Origin of the sequence: Aminobacter sp. SR38, assembly GCF_014843375.1 — a bacterium.
In the GTDB taxonomy this organism is placed as follows: Bacteria; Pseudomonadota; Alphaproteobacteria; order Rhizobiales; family Rhizobiaceae; genus Aminobacter; species Aminobacter ciceronei.
This window is the reverse complement of the sequence record NZ_CP062112.1, coordinates 4,424,341-4,440,798: the sequence shown is the minus strand read 5'-3', so window position 1 is coordinate 4,440,798 and position 16,458 is coordinate 4,424,341. Positions and strand designations below refer to the sequence as shown.

12 protein-coding genes are annotated in these 16,458 nt (G+C 63.8%); 3 read left to right on the top strand and 9 right to left on the bottom strand.

Annotated elements, in window-relative coordinates:
- Positions 1-16 precede the first annotated feature (16 nt).
- Genes IG197_RS21690 through IG197_RS21680 form a run of 3 tightly spaced genes read left to right on the top strand, consistent with a single transcriptional unit; the run spans position 17 to position 5,622 of the window.
- Complete coding sequence (locus IG197_RS21690) at positions 17-2,608, top strand: type I secretion system permease/ATPase (protein ID WP_192314938.1); 2,592 nt, start codon at positions 17-19, stop codon at positions 2,606-2,608.
- A gap of 12 nt (positions 2,609-2,620) precedes the next feature.
- Positions 2,621-3,964: an HlyD family type I secretion periplasmic adaptor subunit gene (locus IG197_RS21685; RefSeq protein WP_192314936.1), complete on the top strand. Its 1,344-nt coding sequence runs from the start codon at positions 2,621-2,623 to the stop codon at positions 3,962-3,964.
- 35 nt (positions 3,965-3,999) lie between these two features.
- On the top strand, positions 4,000-5,622 hold the full coding sequence (locus tag IG197_RS21680) for a GNAT family N-acetyltransferase (protein WP_192314934.1): 1,623 nt from the start codon (positions 4,000-4,002) through the stop codon (positions 5,620-5,622).
- A 37-nt stretch (positions 5,623-5,659) separates the two neighbouring features.
- On the opposite strand, the gene IG197_RS21675 is transcribed toward IG197_RS21680, so the two are convergent.
- From IG197_RS21675 to IG197_RS21635, 9 genes are all read right to left on the bottom strand, one after another.
- Entirely contained in the window at positions 5,660-6,466 is an 807-nt protein-coding gene (locus IG197_RS21675; protein ID WP_192314932.1) for a 3-methyl-2-oxobutanoate hydroxymethyltransferase, read from the bottom strand.
- 43 nt (positions 6,467-6,509) lie between these two features.
- Complete coding sequence (gene iolB, locus IG197_RS21670; RefSeq protein ID WP_154386433.1) at positions 6,510-7,322, bottom strand: 5-deoxy-glucuronate isomerase; 813 nt, start codon at positions 7,320-7,322, stop codon at positions 6,510-6,512.
- A 4-nt stretch (positions 7,323-7,326) separates the two neighbouring features.
- Positions 7,327-7,530 carry a hypothetical protein gene (locus tag IG197_RS21665; RefSeq protein ID WP_067958695.1) on the bottom strand — a complete coding sequence of 68 codons (204 nt, stop codon included), beginning with the start codon at positions 7,528-7,530 and terminating at the stop codon, positions 7,327-7,329.
- 148 nt (positions 7,531-7,678) lie between these two features.
- On the bottom strand, positions 7,679-8,596 hold the full coding sequence (iolE, locus tag IG197_RS21660) for a myo-inosose-2 dehydratase (protein WP_182575638.1): 918 nt from the start codon (positions 8,594-8,596) through the stop codon (positions 7,679-7,681).
- A gap of 91 nt (positions 8,597-8,687) precedes the next feature.
- Positions 8,688-10,538, bottom strand: a complete 1,851-nt coding sequence (gene iolD / locus IG197_RS21655; RefSeq protein WP_192314930.1) for a 3D-(3,5/4)-trihydroxycyclohexane-1,2-dione acylhydrolase (decyclizing) — start codon at positions 10,536-10,538, stop codon at positions 8,688-8,690.
- A gap of 61 nt (positions 10,539-10,599) precedes the next feature.
- Entirely contained in the window at positions 10,600-12,528 is a 1,929-nt protein-coding gene (gene iolC / locus IG197_RS21650; protein WP_192314928.1) for a 5-dehydro-2-deoxygluconokinase, read from the bottom strand.
- A 170-nt stretch (positions 12,529-12,698) separates the two neighbouring features.
- Complete coding sequence (iolG, locus tag IG197_RS21645) at positions 12,699-13,688, bottom strand: inositol 2-dehydrogenase (protein WP_154386436.1); 990 nt, start codon at positions 13,686-13,688, stop codon at positions 12,699-12,701.
- Positions 13,689-13,842: 154 nt separating this feature from the next.
- Positions 13,843-14,886, bottom strand: coding sequence for an ABC transporter permease (locus tag IG197_RS21640; protein WP_182575635.1), 1,044 nt, complete (start codon positions 14,884-14,886; stop codon positions 13,843-13,845).
- Positions 14,887-14,914: 28 nt separating this feature from the next.
- Positions 14,915-16,456 carry a sugar ABC transporter ATP-binding protein gene (locus IG197_RS21635; protein WP_192319909.1) on the bottom strand — a complete coding sequence of 514 codons (1,542 nt, stop codon included), beginning with the start codon at positions 16,454-16,456 and terminating at the stop codon, positions 14,915-14,917.
- Positions 16,457-16,458: the final 2 nt, after the last annotated feature.

Below are 16,458 nucleotides of genomic sequence, written 5' to 3'. Positions count from 1 at the left end.
ATGAGAGGGGCACAAGATGACTGACGACCGTGAAGGCTGGAGTGGTTTTCATAGTTTGCCTGATGAAGGCGACAACCAGGACAGTTCGCCGGCAGTTCTGCGGACATCGGAGCCCAAGCCCTTGCCTCAGGCGCGGTTGTCGAGTGCAGTAGCTCCCCAGGAGCAAGCACTCGACAGGCTGGAACGCTACATCAACAAGGTTGTCGACGATTTGCACGCCGCTGCCGGCGACAAGCTGGACGCCAAGGCCGCCCCGGTTGAACCTGCGCCTCCCTCAGAACGTCCGGTGCCGAAGGCCCAGGTGCCAGCGCCGCAGTCTCCGCAGGCTGCTCCCAACGCGGCGCCCGCTGCGCCATCTCAGCAGGCAAGCTCCAAGCCGGCGCAGGCTCCTCAATCCGCGCAGCCGAGCCCCAGGCCGGCAACCGCGCACCAGCCATCCCATAGGCCATCAGAGCCCTCGATCATACCTCCGGAGCGGAGCGCTACGGCTCAACGCCCCCCAGCGTCTGCCCCCGCCGAAACAGCGCCCGGCACGCCGCCGCAACAGGCTCAGCGTGCGGCTCCGGAGGAACCCATTGCCGCGCCCCAGCCCGATGCCGAGGCGCCTCAGGCCAGGCCAGCGCCCGTCGAGGCGCCGAAGCCGGCCGCCACGACGGCATCGGCTGCCCCTCGCCCCGAGATGCGCGTAAGCGAGCCGCAGGGACCAGCCAAGACCGAGATGAAGGACACCTCGATGCCGGTTGGCAAGGTGATCGACGCCGACAACGGCCCGATCAAGCCGAAGGAAAAACTGCCTGAAGCCAAAGGCCCGAACGGCGGCGACATCGACAGCGGCGGTGGCGGCGGCGGTGGCGGTGGCGGCGGCGGCGGCGTCTTCCACAAGCGCCTTGGCCCGATCGACTTCTCTGCCTCGCTGAAGAGCGGCCTCAACGTCGTCAAGCGCAACCTGCTGATCGTCATGTTGTTCACGCTGGCCAGCAACGTGCTCGTGCTCGCAATCCCGCTCTATCTGTTCCAGATATCCGATCGCGTGCTGACCAGCCGTTCGGTTGACACTCTGGTCATGCTGACGATCGTGATCGTCGGCGCCGTGATCCTTCAGGCGATGTTCGACGCGATCCGTCGTTTCATCCTGATGCGGACCGCCGTCGAGGTGGCCGCACAACTCGGCGCACCGATCCTGAGTGCCGCGGCGCGCGCCGCGCTGCACAGCAACGGTCGTGAATACCAGACGCTCAGCGACCTCGGACAACTGCGCTCATTCCTCGTTTCGGGCACCTTGCTGTCCCTGCTGGATGCCCCACTTGCCCCATTGTTCGTGCTTGCCGTGTTTCTTGTTCATCCGCATCTCGGCTTCATCGTCGTCACATCGGCGTTGCTGCTGCTCGTTATCACCATCATCAACCAGCGCTCGACGGCTGCCTCCTTCAGCGAAGCCAATTCGTTCCAGAGCAAGGCCAACCTGCATCTCGACTCGATGTCGCGGAATTCGCAGATCATCAACGCGCTCGCCATGATCCCGGAAGCCGTGCGCATCTGGGGCAAGGACACGGCCGGCTCGCTCAGGGCGCAAGTCCTCGCACAGGACCGCAACATCGCCTTCGCCGCAACATCCAAGGCAGTGCGGTTGCTGACGCAAGTCGCAATGCTCGGCTGGGGTGCGCATCTCGCCCTGGATGGCCATCTCAGCGGCGGCATGGTCATCGCCGCGTCGATCATCGCCGGCCGCGCTCTCGGCCCTATCGAGGGTGCCATCGAAGGCTGGAACCAGGTCGTACAATCGCGCGCCGCCTATGGCCGCATCGCCAGCCTGCTGCAGACCTCGCCGCTCAATTTCGAACGGCTGAACCTGCCGCGGCCGGAAGGCCGCCTCGACGTCGAACGCCTGCTGTTCGTGCCCCAGGGCACCAAGCGGGTCGTGCTCAACGGCATCACCTTTGCCCTGGCCCCGGGCGACTCCCTTGCGATCATCGGCAATTCGGGCGCAGGCAAGACCACGCTCGGCAAGATGCTTGTCGGCTCGATCTTGCCGACTTCGGGTAATGTGCGCCTCGACCTGATGGACCTGCGCAACTGGGACCAGCGCCAATTCGGCGAGAACATCGGCTATCTGCCGCAGGACGTTCAGCTGTTCCCTGCCACGATCAAGGCCAACATTGCCCGCATGCGCGAGGATGCCAGCGACGCCGATATCTACCAGGCGGCCATGCTCGCCGACGTGCATGAGATGATCGCCACCTTGCCGCATGGCTACGAGACCTTCGTCGCAGCCGACGGCGCACCGCTTTCCGGCGGCCAGAAGCAGCGTATCGCGCTCGCCCGCGCCTTCTTCGGCAACCCGCGCATGGTCGTGCTGGACGAGCCAAACTCGAACCTCGACGCCGCCGGCGACGTGGCACTTGCCCGTGCACTGCAGCACGCCAAGGACAACAAGATCACCGTCATCACCATCACGCAGCGTCCGGCACTTCTGCAGAGCGTCGACAAGATTCTGTTGCTGGTCAACGGCACGGTGGCCCTGTTCGGCAAGCGACAGGACGTGCTCCAGGCACTTGCCCAGCGCGGGTTGAGCATCGAGGGCGGCTCGTTCGGCCATCAGATTCCGTAAGGGGACAAAGTCATGAGCGATACGGCAATCGTCAAGGTCCATGACCTCGAATGGTACGCCGACGTACCGCGCTCGATCGGCAAGCAGACAAAGATCGGCCTCCTGCTCATAGCGCTCACTTTTGGCGGCTTCGGCACCTGGGCTCTCACGGCTCCGCTCGCTGCCGCCATCATCGCCCAGGGTTCGTTCGTCGCCGCCGGCCAGAACAAGATCGTGCAGCATCTGGAAGGCGGCATCATCAAGGAACTGCTGGTTAGCGAAGGTGACGTCGTCACCTACGATCAGCCTCTCGTCCGCCTCGATGAAACAGCAGCCGAAGCCAGCGAGCGTCAGCTCTTCCTGCGTCAGGTTCGCCTCGATGCCATCGCCGCGCGGCTGAATGCCGAGATCAGTGGAGCGGCGAACATCTCGTTTCCAAAGAGCGTCACCGACAACCTCGATGACCCCGAGATCAAGCCGATCGTAGACGGTCAGCAACTGACCTTTGACGCCGCACGCAGCAAGTTGCAAAGCGAGATCGGCCTGCTGAAGCAGAACATTGCCGCCTATGTCTATCGATCGGGCGGCTACGACGAACAACTGGCTGCCGTGCGTCGACAATTGACGCTCATGCAGGAAGAATATGCAGGCAAGAAGAAGTTGCTCGACAAGGGTCTGCTCCGGGCTACTGAAATCAAGGCGATCCAGCGCGCCATGGCCGATGCCGAGGGGCAGATCGGCCGCCTTGCCGCTCAGGTTTCCGAGATCGGCGCCGAGGTCATCAAGCTCGACCAGCAAATCAAACAGGCAGAAGAAGCCTACAAGCAGGCTGCACTCGAGCAGTTGCAGAACCTGGAGGGTGACCTCGATACGATCCGCGAGCAGCTTCGCCAGGCCAAGAGCATCCTCAGCCGCGTGACGATCAACGCCCCGGTCGCCGGCACCATCGTGCGCATGTATTACCACACATCAGGCGGCGTCATCGAAAGCGGCAAGCCGATCGTCGAGATCCTGCCGTCGGACGTGCCGCTCGTCATCGAGACGCTGATCTCCCGTACCGACATTGACAGTGTCCGTGTCGGCCAGAAGGCAACGGTACAGCTTACCGCGCTTAACCGGCGCACCACGCCGGTGCTCGAAGGCGAGGTGATCTACGTCTCCGCCGACGCGCTGCCGGACACGTCGGGTCCCGTCGCACGCGAAGTCTATGTCGCTCGCGTCAGCCTGTCGGCGGACCAGATCTCGCGCGTCCATGGCTTCTCGCCGACGCCCGGCATGCCCGCCGAGGTGCTGGTCCAGACCGAGGAGCGGACCTTCTTCCGCTATCTGACCAAGCCGATTGCCGACAGCATGTCGCGCGCCTTCATGGAACGTTGAGCGAAGGGGAAACCATGTCATCGAGGGGGACATAGATGCAGGTCGACGTCATTACCGATGTTGAAACGCTGGCCAAGATGCGGCAGGACTGGGAGCGCCTGTACAAGGCCGATCCGGAGGCGCAGTTCTTCGTCTCCTGGGCTTGGCTGGTGCCCTACATGCGTTTCTACAAGGGCGCCTGGTTCGTGCTTGCCGCTCGCCTCGGCAATCCGGGATCGCCCTATGTCGCGCTCATGCCGTTGCGCATGCGCACCCGCATGAGCGGCAAGACCGGACTATTCTTCAACGAGATCAGCATGGCCGGCAACAATGCCGCCGACTACACCGGCGCCATCTGTGATCCCGTCCATGCCGAAATGGCGTTGAAGGCCTTCGGCCGCCACGTTGCCCAGATGGGCTGGGCGCGGCTCAATCTCGAAAACCTGCGCATGTCGCGCGAGCGCGTCTTTGCCTTCATCGGCCAGTTCTCGCGCGACATCTTTGCCATGCGCGAGTTCAGCCGCGTCAATGCCGCCGACAATGTCGACAACTGCCGCTGCTTCGCGGCCGCCTTGCCCGACACATTCGACGGCTATCTCGACAATGTGCTCAGCACGAACACCAGGCAGAAGCTGCGGCGCTTCCTGCGCAAGGTCGATGCGGGGGAACTGCGCATCACCCGCGCCGATGCCGACACCTATGAGCGCGACATCGACACGCTGCTCGACCTTTGGCGGATAAAATGGGGCGCCCGCAAGGGCGACCGGCTCGCCGCCATCCTGCACAACAATCGCCGCGTGCTACGGGACAGTTTCCGAAACGGCACGCTTTACCTGCCGGTCCTGTGGCAGGGCGACCGGCCGCTGGGTGGGCTCGCCATCTTCGTCGATCCGGTCAAGAAGGCGTTGCTGTTTTTCATGGCCGGCCGAGACGAGGCCGTCACCTCCGTCCCCACCGGCCTGATACTGCACGGCCACTGCATCAAGCTGGCGATCGAGAACGGCCTCACCACCTATGATTTCTTGCGCGGCGACGAGCCCTACAAATTCGCCTTCGGTGTGACCGAGAGCAAGATCAACTGCGCCCAGATCTACACAAAGAGCGGACGCAACAACGGTGATCGCCTCGATACCCGGTCGCTCAACGGCATCTTCGCCGAGGTCACGCGTTTGCATCAGCAGGGGCAGCTGGAACGGGCGGAAAACGGGTACCGCCAGATCCTCGCCACCGACGCCACTCATCCCCGCGCGCTATACGGCATCGGCCAGCTTTTGTCGGCCAAGGGCGAACACCGCGAGGCGTTGGTCCACTACCAGACGCTCGCCAATTCGGTGCCGACATCGGCCAAGGCCTGGCTCAGGCTTGGCATGGAGCTGCAGGCGCTGTCCCGGCACATCGAAGCGGCGGAAGCCTTCCGCAAGGTGCTGTCACTCTCACCCGATTTCGCCGGCGCCGAATTCTCGCTCGCCAAGAGCCTCGCAGCACTCGACCGCATCGAGAACGCCATCGAAACGTTGGAAGCATTGGAGCACAAGCTTGAAGCCGCCTCGCGCGACGACACGCTGCTGGCCAAGACCAGGATCATGCTCAAGCGGCTGAAACTTGAAAGCCGGCCGAGCTACATCATGCTCAATCCGGATCGGAAGTCGGTGACGCGCGTTCTGAGTACGGCGCTTTAGACGCCGATATGCGAACCGCCTTCCGGAGCGGGCAGGCCTAGGCCTGCCCGCTCAGAAAATCCTCGAACTTGCGCATCTCTCCGGCGTCGATGCCGACCATATGGTTCGCCGCCGGATAGGCGCCGCTGGCAATGTCGCCGGCATATTCTTTGAACGCCGCAATCCGCTCCTGCTGGATGCGGTCATACTCAGCCGCGAGGTTGCGATACACCTTGGCGTGGCGCGGATAATGGCCGCGATTGAGCCCGAGCACGTCCTCTGCAAACAGGTATTGCGCATCGCAGCCCGCACCGGCGCCCATCGAGATCAGCACCAGCGAGCTGCGCCTGGAGATCGCGCTCGCCACTTCGGCCGGCACCACCTCGATCTCGGCTGCAAAAGCGCCCGCCTGCTCCAGCGCCTTGACCTGCCGCCAGACGAGCTCGGCCGTTTCTGCCGTCTTGCCGACCGCCTTGAAGCCGCCCGTCCAGGTCGAATGCGTCGGGATCAGCCCGACATGGCCGCAGACCGGGATATGTTCGTCCGCCAGCCGGCGGATGGTCCGGTCGCTCGCCGAGCAGTAGACCGCATCGGCGCTCGCCGCCTTGAGCTTCACCGCCGTGCGCAGGATCTCGTCTGATGTCGCCCCCATCATGCCGTACTCGTCGCCGGGCACGGCAAAACATGTTGGGGCCGCATCGCGGAAGCGCGGGTCGAGCATCAGCGCATAGGTGACGGACAACAGGTCGATGCCGGCGCGCTCGGCCGCCTCCGCCTCCTCCAGCGACGTCACCCGCAGCTTCGACAGTTGCCTCTTGCCTTTCAACGCGCGCAGATCCGCGACCGTTGGCCTGTTGCGTGCCATCGTTTCGTCCTCGCTCCTGGAATATATTGGGCTTTCTGACGCCTCAGGCCTTCAGAAGCCACTCGTGCTCTTTGGCGTTGTGGAACTTCCAGGTCCGCTTCGGCCCCGCCATGACATTGAGATAATAAAGGTCGTAGCCGTGGCAGGCAGCGCAAGGGTGATAGCCCTTGGGCACCAGCGTCACGTCACCATCCTCCACTGCCATCGCCTCGTCGATCTCGCGATGCCCGGCATCGTTGAACTCGGTGTAGACGCGCTGGAAGGCAAAACCCTGCGGCGGGTTGAGCCGATGGTAATAGGTCTCCTCCAGCAGTGATTCAGCGGGGAGATTGTCCTCGTCGTGCTTGTGCGGCGGATAGCTCGAGGTGTGGCCGCCTGGTGTGATGACCTCGACCACCAACAGCGAATCCGCCGGATCGCCTTCGGGCAGAATGTTGGTGACGTAGCGTGTGTTGGTGCCCTTGCCGCGCGTTTCCTGCTTGACGTCGTCGGGACCGATCACCCGTACCGGCAGGTTTCCGCCGAGGCCGGGAGCCGTGCAGACGGCGAGCTCGACATTCGTGTCGGCCCTGACCGACCAGTCGCCGCCAGCCGGCACATAGACCGACCAGGGCTTGCCTTCGAAGGGCGACATGCGCTCGCCGAGCATGCCGAGATCGTCCTCGCCGACCCGCACATGCGCCTTTCCCGAAACCAGCACCAGGCAGGTTTCGCGGTCGGCCGTCCAGTCGCCGAAGGTATCGCCGGGTTCCAGCTTGTGCAGGTCGAAACCGACATAAGTCCAGCCGGCGGATTCAGGCGTGACGTGCGTGACGCGCCCGGTGCCGTGCTTCGGCTTGATCAGCAGTCTCGACATCTCGTCACTCCTTGTCGGTGGCGGCGTCGTCGCCAGGCTTGTAGGCGATGAGGAACTGGTAGGCACCGAGCGCAGCCATGCCACCCGCGAGCGTGCCCCAGAATGCGGATCCGGTGGCAAACTCGAAGATCGACCAGGCGGCGCAGAAGCCGACCAGCGCTATGCGCCTCCACAACGGGCGAAGGAACGGATGGTTCTGGTCGTTCATCAATTGCGTGTTGCCTCGCCGATCAATTTCTGCGGATGGTAGCCGGCCCCCGCGCGACGCTCAAGCACTACGCGCCGCGCGTCGGAGCCCCGCAAAGGACGCCGTGATGGAGGCAGCCATCCCGACAAATCGACGCCGACTTTCGGGGTCATGCGGCGGGAAAGCCCTGTGTTTCCACCGTGTAGCCCGCCGCAGTCATCACCCGCATCAACTCGGCATGACCGACCTGAGCCATCTTCAGCGGCGGGCTCTTCTTCGGGTCCTGCTCTGCCTCGACGACGAACCAGCCCTCATAGCCATGGTCGGCGAACTTCTGCACGATCGCACCGAAATCGAGCGAGCCGTCGCCCGGCACGGTGAAAGCGCCCAGGGCCACCGCGTCGAGGAAGGACTGCCTGGTCCAGTCGAGCGCCTTGATGACGTCCAGACGCACGTCCTTTACATGGACGTGGCTGATGCGCTTGTGGTGGCTGTCGATGGCACGCAACACGTCGCCACCGGCAAAGGCGAGATGGCCGGCATCGAGCAGGAGCGGGATGCCCTCGCCCGACTGCTTCATGAAGGCATCGAGCTCGTGTTCGAACTGCACCACCGCAGCCATGTGGTGGTGATAGGACAAAGGCATGCCCTGCTCGGCGCACCACTCGCCGAATGCGGTCAGCTTTCGGGCATAGGCCTTCATCTCGTCGTCGGAGAGTACAGCCTTGGTTGCCAGCGGCTTCGAGCGGTCGCCCTGGATCGAGCGGCCGACCTCGCCATAGACGATGCAGGGGGCATCGACCGCCTTGAACAGCTCGATCATCGGCTGGATGCGATCCTTGTTGGCGGCGAGGTCGTCGTTGACGAGCGTGCCCGAGAACCAGCCGCCGCACAAAGTCACGTCCGCCTTCTTCAGGATCGGCAGCATCTCCTCAGGCGTGCTCGGAAACCGGCGTCCCTGCTCCATGCCGGTAAATCCAGCCGAGCGCGATTGCGCCAAGCATTCCTCCAGCGACACGTCATCGCTCAGTTCCGGAAGGTCGTCGTTCCACCACGCGATGGGGGACATGCCCAGTTTGGCTTTCACTTCAGCTCTCCAGTGTCATTCTCTGCCGTCGCAAAAGACAGCCTCAATTCGCTACCATCAGCGCCAACATCACAGGTCCAATCACAACCCCTCAATCCCCCACCCGCTGCAGCTTCAGTTTTTCCTCATAGCCCTTACGCGCGGCATTGACCTCGGCGCGTGCGCTCACCTCGGGCACGGCAACGTCCCACCAGTGCCCACCCTCGCCGGTCGAGATCAGCGGGTCTGTGTCGATCAACACAACCGTCGTCCTGTCGCTCTTGCGGGCGCGGTCGAGCGCGGCCTCCAGGTCGGCAATCGACGCTGCCTTCTCGGCATTGGCGCCCAGGCTTTCCGCATGCGCGACGAAGTCGATATCAGGCAAGATCTCATGCCTGGAGTCGCGCAAGAGGTTGTTGAAGTTGGCGCCGCCAGTGGCCATCTGCAGCCGATTGATGCAGCCATAGCCCCTGTTGTCGAGCAGCACGATGGTGAGCTTGAGACCCAGCATGACAGACGTCGCAATCTCGGAGTTCAGCATCAGATAGGAGCCGTCGCCGATCATGATGACGACCTCCTTGTCAGGCCGCGCCATCTTAGCGCCTAGGCCGCCCGCAATCTCGTAGCCCATGCAGGAGAAGCCGTATTCGGAATGGTAAGAGCCGGGTTCGCCCGCCTGCCACAGCTTGTGCATCTCGCCCGGCAGGCCACCAGCCGCATGCAGCACGATGACATCGCTGCCCAGCGTGCGCTGCACGGCGCCGATCACCTGAGCGTCTGAAGGCAATGTGGCATTGGTCGCCGCCGTCACCTTGGCGGCTGCCTTGCGCCACTCGGCCTTGGCTGACTTGGCGTTCTCTGTCCAGGTCACAGGCGCCTTGTAGCCGGCGACGGCGGCACCGAGCTCCATGAGACCTTCCCTGGCATCCGCCACCAGCGGCAGGGCCATGTGTTTGCCCGCGTCGAAGGACTGGACGTTGAGCCCGATGATGGTCTTGCCCGCGTTCTTGAACAGCGCCCATGAGCCGGTGGTAAAGTCCTGCAGCCGCGTGCCTACGGCCAGAACGACGTCCGCCTCCTCGGCAAGCCGATTGGCCGCCGCTGTGCCGGTGACGCCGACCGCCGCCATGTTCAGCCCATGCTCGTCTGATAGCGCCGACTTGCCGCCTTGCGTCTCACAGACCGGGATGCCGGTCGCCTGGACGAAGCGGTCGAGTTCTTCCGAAGCACCGGAATAGAGCACGCCGCCACCGGCGACGATCAGCGGCTTCTTCGCCGCTTGAAGCACCTCGGCAGCGACAGCCAGTTCGTCGCGGTCCGGACGCGGCCGGCGTGGCGTCCACACGCGCTCGGCAAAAAAGCTCTCGGGATAGTCATAGGCCTCGGCCTGAACGTCCTGGCAGAGCGACAGCGTCACCGGCCCGCACTCGGCCGGATCGGTCAGCACCTGCATGGCGCGCGCCAGCGCCGGGATGATCTGCTCTGGACGGGTGATGCGGTCGAAATAGCGCGACACCGGACGGAAGCAGTCATTGGCGGATACCGTGCCATCGCCGAAATCCTCGACCTGCTGCAGAACCGGGTCGGGCACGCGGTTGGCAAAGACGTCGCCGGGCAGAAGCAAAACCGGCAGGCGGTTGACATGGGCGAGTGCCGCCGCCGTCACCATGTTGACCGCGCCCGGGCCGATGGAGCTCGTCGCCGCCATCACGCGCCGCCGAAAGTTGGTCTTGGCAAAGGCGATCGCCGCATGCGCCATCGCCTGCTCGTTGTGGGCGCGATAGGTCGGCAGTTCCTCGCGCACCTGGTAGAGCGCTTCGCCGAGACCGGCGACGTTGCCGTGGCCGAAGATCGCCCACACGCCACCGAACAAAGGCACCATCTTGCCGTCGATCACGGTCATCTGCCGTGTGAGATAGCGCGTCAGCGCCTGCGCCATGGTCAGGCGAACGGTCTTGGTCATCGTCTTCTCCTCCCGCTTCAGCGGCGCATCCTGAGATGCCGGCCTCGCCTCAGCTGTCTGTTTATGCCGCCCGACGGTCGCGCGCGGCAAGCCATGCCTTGGTCAGCTGCTCGAAACGCTGGGCCATGTCGTCGACTGCCGCCTTGTCGTCCATGCGGCCGGCCATCCACTCTTCCGCCGCGTGGGCAAAGATGCTGCGCCCGACGGCGAACCCCCTGACAATGGATGCGTCAGACGTCGCGGCGAAGGCCACTTCGAGCTCGGCCAGCGGTGCCTCGAGCCCAAGCAGCACCACGCCCCGGCAGTAGGGATCGTTGGTGGTGATGACCGCCTCGATCTTCTGCCACGCGGCGGCCGAAGCCTGCGGCTCGAGCTTCCACCAGTCGGGCTTGATGCCGAGCGCGTAGAGTTCTTCCAGAGCGCGCGGAATGGTGTTCTCGTCGAGCTTGCCGTGCTTGCCGGCGATGATTTCGATCAACAGCTCACGGCCGACCTTTCGCGCGGCCTCGAACAGGGTGCGCAGCTTCTGCTGCTGCTCGGCCTTGAGCTCAGCGGAATCGTCGGGATGGTAGAAGCACAGGCACTTGATGCAGTGCTCGACCGGCCACTCCACCAGCTGCGAGCCGATGTCCTGCGAGAATTCGAAACGCAGCGGCCGCGAACCCGGCAGCTCCACCGGCCGTCCCAGCCAGGAGAAGGGATGGCGGGCGAATTCGAACATCGCATCGCGACCGAACTTCTCGTCGATCAACATGCCGTAGCCGTCGCGGCCATCGGCAACCTTGGCCGCCGCTTGCACAGCCAGCACCTTGAAGTCTCGGACACGCTGAGCATCCGCACCCGTGCGAGCGGCGATGTCTTCCAGCTGGATGCGGTGGTCGCAGGCGAGCGCCATCATTGACGGGATCTCATGCCGGCGCGTGGTTGCCCAATGCACGTGGTTGATCGCCTCGTCCTTGCGCAGCGCGCGTTCCTTGCTGCCGTTCCTGAGGAAGAATTGCAGCTCATCGAAGGTCGGAATCTCCGGCGAGCAGAGCAGACGCGACACGGCGAAGGCGCCACAGGCATTGGCCCAGGTCGCCGATGTCGCCAGGCTCTCGCCGCCCAGCCAGCCACGCAGGAAACCGGACATGAAGGCATCGCCCGCACCCAGCACATTGTAGACCTCGATCGGAAACCCCTTGCCGACGATGCCAGCCTCGAGATCGTCCGAGATCGCCCCGTCATAGACGATGCAGCCCATCGGCCCGCGCTTCAGCACGATCGTCGCGCTGGACAGCGAACGGATGGTCTTCAGCGCGGCGAGCAGCTCGCTTTCGCCCGACGCGATCATCACCTCTTCCTCAGTGCCGACGATCAGGTCGCAGTCGGCCAGCACACCCTTGATATGGTTCGACACCTTGTCGGACGCGATGTAGCGGCTTTCACCGGCGGCGTGGCCGGCAAGGCCCCAGAGGTTCGGGCGGTAGTCGATGTCGAACACCACCTTGCCGCCGCTTTCCTTGATCAGCTTCATCGCCTTGCGCTGGGCGGCATCGGTGTTGGGCCGCGAGAAATGCGTGCCCGTGACGACGATCGCCCGCGCCGACTTGATGAAATCGGGGGCGATGTCGGCTTCCGACAACGCCATGTCGGCGCAGTTTTCGCGATAAAAGATCAGCGGAAACGTCTTGTCGTTCTCGACCGAAAGAAGCACCAGCGCCGTCAGCCGCTCCTTGTCGGTGACGATGCCGCCGTCTGATACACCCTCGCGCAGCATCTGCTCGCGGATGTAGCGGCCCATATGCTCATCGCCGACGCGGGTCAAAAGCGCCGAGCGCAGCCCGAGCCGCGCCGTGCCGATGGCGATGTTGGCGGGGCAGCCGCCGACAGACTTGGCGAAGGACGCCACGTCCTCCAGCCGCGATCCGGTCTGCTGGCCGTAGAGATCGACCGAGGCGCGCCCGATGGTGATGACGTCGAGTGTAGGCTGGTTCTTGGGGTCGGTCATTTTGTCCTCCCGGTCGCTCCGCCGCACCGGCCTGCCCGCAGATCAGTTAGCAGGCCACACAATGCAATTTCAATTCCAATTGTCTGTCATCAGGAATTTTTATTCCATCAACAGATTGTGGCTGTGCGCCCCGAGGCCAATTGCCCCGAGGCGACTGTCCGCTCGTTGGCTTAGAGCCGTACGGTCTTGCCGTCCTTGGCCGACTTCAGCGCCGCATCGGCCAGCTTCAGCGCCATCAGGCCGTCCTTGCCGTCGGGCGAGATCCTGGCACCCTTGGTCACCGAAGCGACGAAGGCGGCGATCTCGGCGGCATAGGCTTCGGTGTAGCGGGTCATGAAGAAGTCGTGCAGCGGCGGGCGAGTATAGCCCTTGCCGTTGGCGACCTCGATTGAAACGGCGCGCTGGTTCTCCGCCGCCACCATGCCATCCGAACCATGCACCTCGATGCGCTGGTCATAGCCATAGGTTGCGCGACGCGAATTGGTGATGACGCATTGCTGGCCGGTCGCGGTCTCCAGAATGACACTGACGCTGTCGAAATCACCGAGCTCGCCAATCTTCTTGTCGACCAGCACCGAGGCGGTTGCCGTCACCGCCACCGGTTCGGCACCGAGCAGGAAGCGGGCCATGTCGAAGTCGTGGATGGTCATGTCGCGGAAGATGCCGCCCGAGCGCGTGATGTATTCGGCCGGCGGCGCGCCGGGATCGCGCGAGGTGATCACCACCTGCTCGACCTTGCCGATGGCGCCGTCGTCGATCGCCTTGCGCACAGCGGCGAAATGCGGGTCGAAACGCCTGTTGAAACCGACCATCAGCGTGCCGCCGGCCTTCTCGACCACGGCAAGGCACTTTTCGACACGCTTGGCGTCGAGGTCGATTGGCTTTTCGCAGAACACCGCCTTGCCGGCGAGCACGAAGCGCTCGATCAGGTCGGCATGGGTGTCGGTCGGCGTGCAGATCACCACCGCGTCGATGTCGGCCGCTTCCTCGATCTGTTCGATCGTACGTACGTCGCAGCCGTAGGCCTCGGCGAGATCGTTGGCCGCCTTTTCGAAGGCATCGGCCACCGCAACGAGCTTGGCCTGCGGGTTGGAGGCCACGGCCTTGGCGTGGACCTTGCCGATGCGGCCTGCGCCGAGGACACCGAACCGAACTGTCATGACAACCTCATTTCCTTGGCCCGCGCCGTCCGGGCCTGCAATCTTGATCTTTGGGGAGGGACCGCCCGCCGACGGGAAGCCGGGCGGCCTGATTCTGACATGATCCCGAAAAGTGGAAACCGGTTTTCGGATAAGATCATGTCCAAAGCACTCTTTACGCCTTCTTGCGCTTGTTCTGGCGATGCTGGTCGATGATCACGGCCGCAACGATGATGATGCCCTTGATGATTTCCTGATAGTAGGCGCCGACCTTGAGGAAGGTGAAGCCCGAAGTCAGCACGCCGAGGATGATCGTGCCGATCACAGTGCCGGTGATGCGGCCGACGCCGCCCGAGAGCGAGGTGCCGCCGATGACCGCAGCAGCGATGGCGTCGAGTTCATAGGCCACGCCCATGCCCGGCTGGCCTGAGGCGGCGCGGGCCGCGGTCATCACGCCGGCCAGTCCCGACAGCAGACCGGCAATGGCATAGACCTTGATCAGGTGGCCGCCGATATTGATGCCCGAGACGCGTGCCGCCTGCGGGTTGGCGCCGATGGCATAGGTGAACTTGCCGTAACGAGTGTAGGTCAGCGCGATGTGGCAGATGACGGCAACCAAGAGGAAGATGATGACCGGCAGCGGCAGCGGAAAGCCGAGGATGTTGAAGCTCTTGCCAAACCAGGTGAAGCTGTCGTCGAGCAGCGCCACCGGCTGGCCGAGCGTATACCATTTGGCGAGGCCGCGCGCCGACACCATCATGCCGAGCGTGGCGATGAAGGGCGGTATCTTGGTCCGTGCTACCAGGGAGCCGTTGACGATGCCGGCGAGAAGGCCGACGCCGAGGCCGGCGAGGATCGCCCAGATCGGCGACATGTCGGTCAGCGCGGGATAGACGGCGCGCGGATTGGCCGATGTCTGCGCCAGGCTCGCCGCGACCATGGCGGCGAGACCGACGACCGAGCCCGACGACAGGTCGACGCCGGCGGTGATGATGACCTGGGTCACTCCGACCGCGATGATGCCGATCACCGACACCTGCAGGATGATGATCGACAGGCGCTGCTTGTTGGCGAGGAAGCTGTCGCCGACGAAGATCCAGCCAAGAATCTCGAAGACGATGGCGATACCGATCAACACGCCGAGGATGGACACCTCCGGCGGCAGGCGCTTCTTGCTTCCGATGACGTTTGCGGGACCCGCAATCTCGTTCGTCGACATGGTTCTTCCACCCTTGAGCTGATTGGCGTCAATGCGACGCGAGTTCCATGATCTTGACCTGACTGGCCTCGGCGCGGTCGAGGAAGCCGGTGACGCGGCCCTCATGCACCACCATGATGCGGTCGCTCATGCCCAGGCACTCGGGCATCTCGGACGAGATCATGACCACCGCCACCCCCTGCCCGGCGAGCTTCGAGATCAGGCGATGGATTTCGGCCTTCGCGCCGACATCGATGCCGCGCGTCGGCTCGTCGAGGATGAGGATCTTCGGCTTGGTCAAAAGCCAGCGCGCGATCAGCACCTTCTGCTGGTTGCCGCCGGACAGGTTGATGATCGGCTCGGCCATGTCTGGGGTCTTCACCCTCAGCGCCGCGCTGATCTCGACCGAATCCTTGCCGAGTTGTTTTTGCTGCACGAAACCGTTCTTGACATAGTCTGACTGCAGCACCGCCATCTGGGTGTTTTCCTGGATGTCGAGCAAGAGGAAGCAGCCGGTTTCCTTGCGGTCCTCGGTCAGGAAAGCCATGCCGTGCTTCATAGCCGTGGCCGGGCTGTCGACACGGACCGCCTTGCCGAACAGCTCGATGGTGCCGGCGTCCGACGGCGTCACGCCGAAGATCGTTTCGGCGATGTTGGAGCGGCCCGAGCCGACGAGACCGGCAATGCCGAGGATTTCGCCTGAACGCACGTCGAATGAAACGTCGGAGAAGACGCCCTTCAGCGTGAGCCCCTTCACCGACAGCACGACGTCGCCGATCGGCACCTCCTCCTTGGGGAACATCTGGGTGATCTCGCGCCCCACCATCATGCGGATGATGTCGTCGCGGGTCACCTCGGTCGACGCCTTGGTGGCGATGTACTTGCCGTCGCGAAACACCGAGAACTCGTCGGCGATCTCGAACAGCTCGTTCATCTTGTGGGTGATGTAGATGATGCCTTTGCCCTGGGCGCGCAGCGCACGGATGATGGTGAACAGGTGGTCGACCTCGCGCTCGGTCAGCGCCGAGGTCGGCTCGTCCATGATCAGCACGTCGGATTCGTAGGACACCGCCTTGGCGATCTCGACCATCTGGCGGCTGGCGACGGTCAACGTACCCACCTGAACCTCGGGATCGATGTCGATGTTGAGGCGCTTGAACAGGTCTGATGTCTTGCGGCGCATCTCGCCATGGTCGACGAAGCCAAGCCGGGTCAGCGGCTCGCGGCGGATCCAGATGTTCTCGGCCACCGTCATCGGCGCCATCAGGTTGAGTTCCTGGTGGATCATGGCGATGCCGTGTTCGAGCGCATCGAGCGGCCCACGCAGCTTGATGTCTTCGCCGCGCAGCTTGAAGCTGCCGGAGTCGGGCGTGTAGATTCCGGCCACGATCTTCATCAGCGTCGACTTGCCGGCGCCGTTCTCGCCCATCAGCGCATGTACGCTGCCGCGTTTCAGACGCAGCTGGACGTTGTCGAGGGCGACGACACCCGGGAATTCCTTACGAACGTTTTCGACCTCGAGAAGATAGCCGCCATCCACCGCGGCACCGCCCGCAGGCGCCGCTTCCATCGTACCGGTGCTTTGCATGATTG

Excerpts from the sequence above, each read along its gene's own strand:
- IG197_RS21690 (WP_192314938.1), top strand. The coding sequence starts at position 17 with ATGACTGACGACCGTGAAGGCTGGAGTGGTTTTCATAGTTTGCCTGAT.
- IG197_RS21685 (WP_192314936.1), top strand. The coding sequence starts at position 2,621 with ATGAGCGATACGGCAATCGTCAAGGTCCATGACCTCGAATGGTACGCC.
- IG197_RS21680 (WP_192314934.1), top strand. The coding sequence starts at position 4,000 with ATGCAGGTCGACGTCATTACCGATGTTGAAACGCTGGCCAAGATGCGG.
- IG197_RS21675 (WP_192314932.1), bottom strand. The coding sequence starts at position 6,466 with ATGGCACGCAACAGGCCAACGGTCGCGGATCTGCGCGCGTTGAAAGGC.
- iolB (WP_154386433.1), bottom strand. The coding sequence starts at position 7,322 with ATGTCGAGACTGCTGATCAAGCCGAAGCACGGCACCGGGCGCGTCACG.
- IG197_RS21665 (WP_067958695.1), bottom strand. The coding sequence starts at position 7,530 with ATGAACGACCAGAACCATCCGTTCCTTCGCCCGTTGTGGAGGCGCATA.
- iolD (WP_192314930.1), bottom strand. The coding sequence starts at position 10,538 with ATGACCAAGACCGTTCGCCTGACCATGGCGCAGGCGCTGACGCGCTAT.
- iolC (WP_192314928.1), bottom strand. The coding sequence starts at position 12,528 with ATGACCGACCCCAAGAACCAGCCTACACTCGACGTCATCACCATCGGG.
- iolG (WP_154386436.1), bottom strand. The coding sequence starts at position 13,688 with ATGACAGTTCGGTTCGGTGTCCTCGGCGCAGGCCGCATCGGCAAGGTC.
- IG197_RS21640 (WP_182575635.1), bottom strand. The coding sequence starts at position 14,886 with ATGTCGACGAACGAGATTGCGGGTCCCGCAAACGTCATCGGAAGCAAG.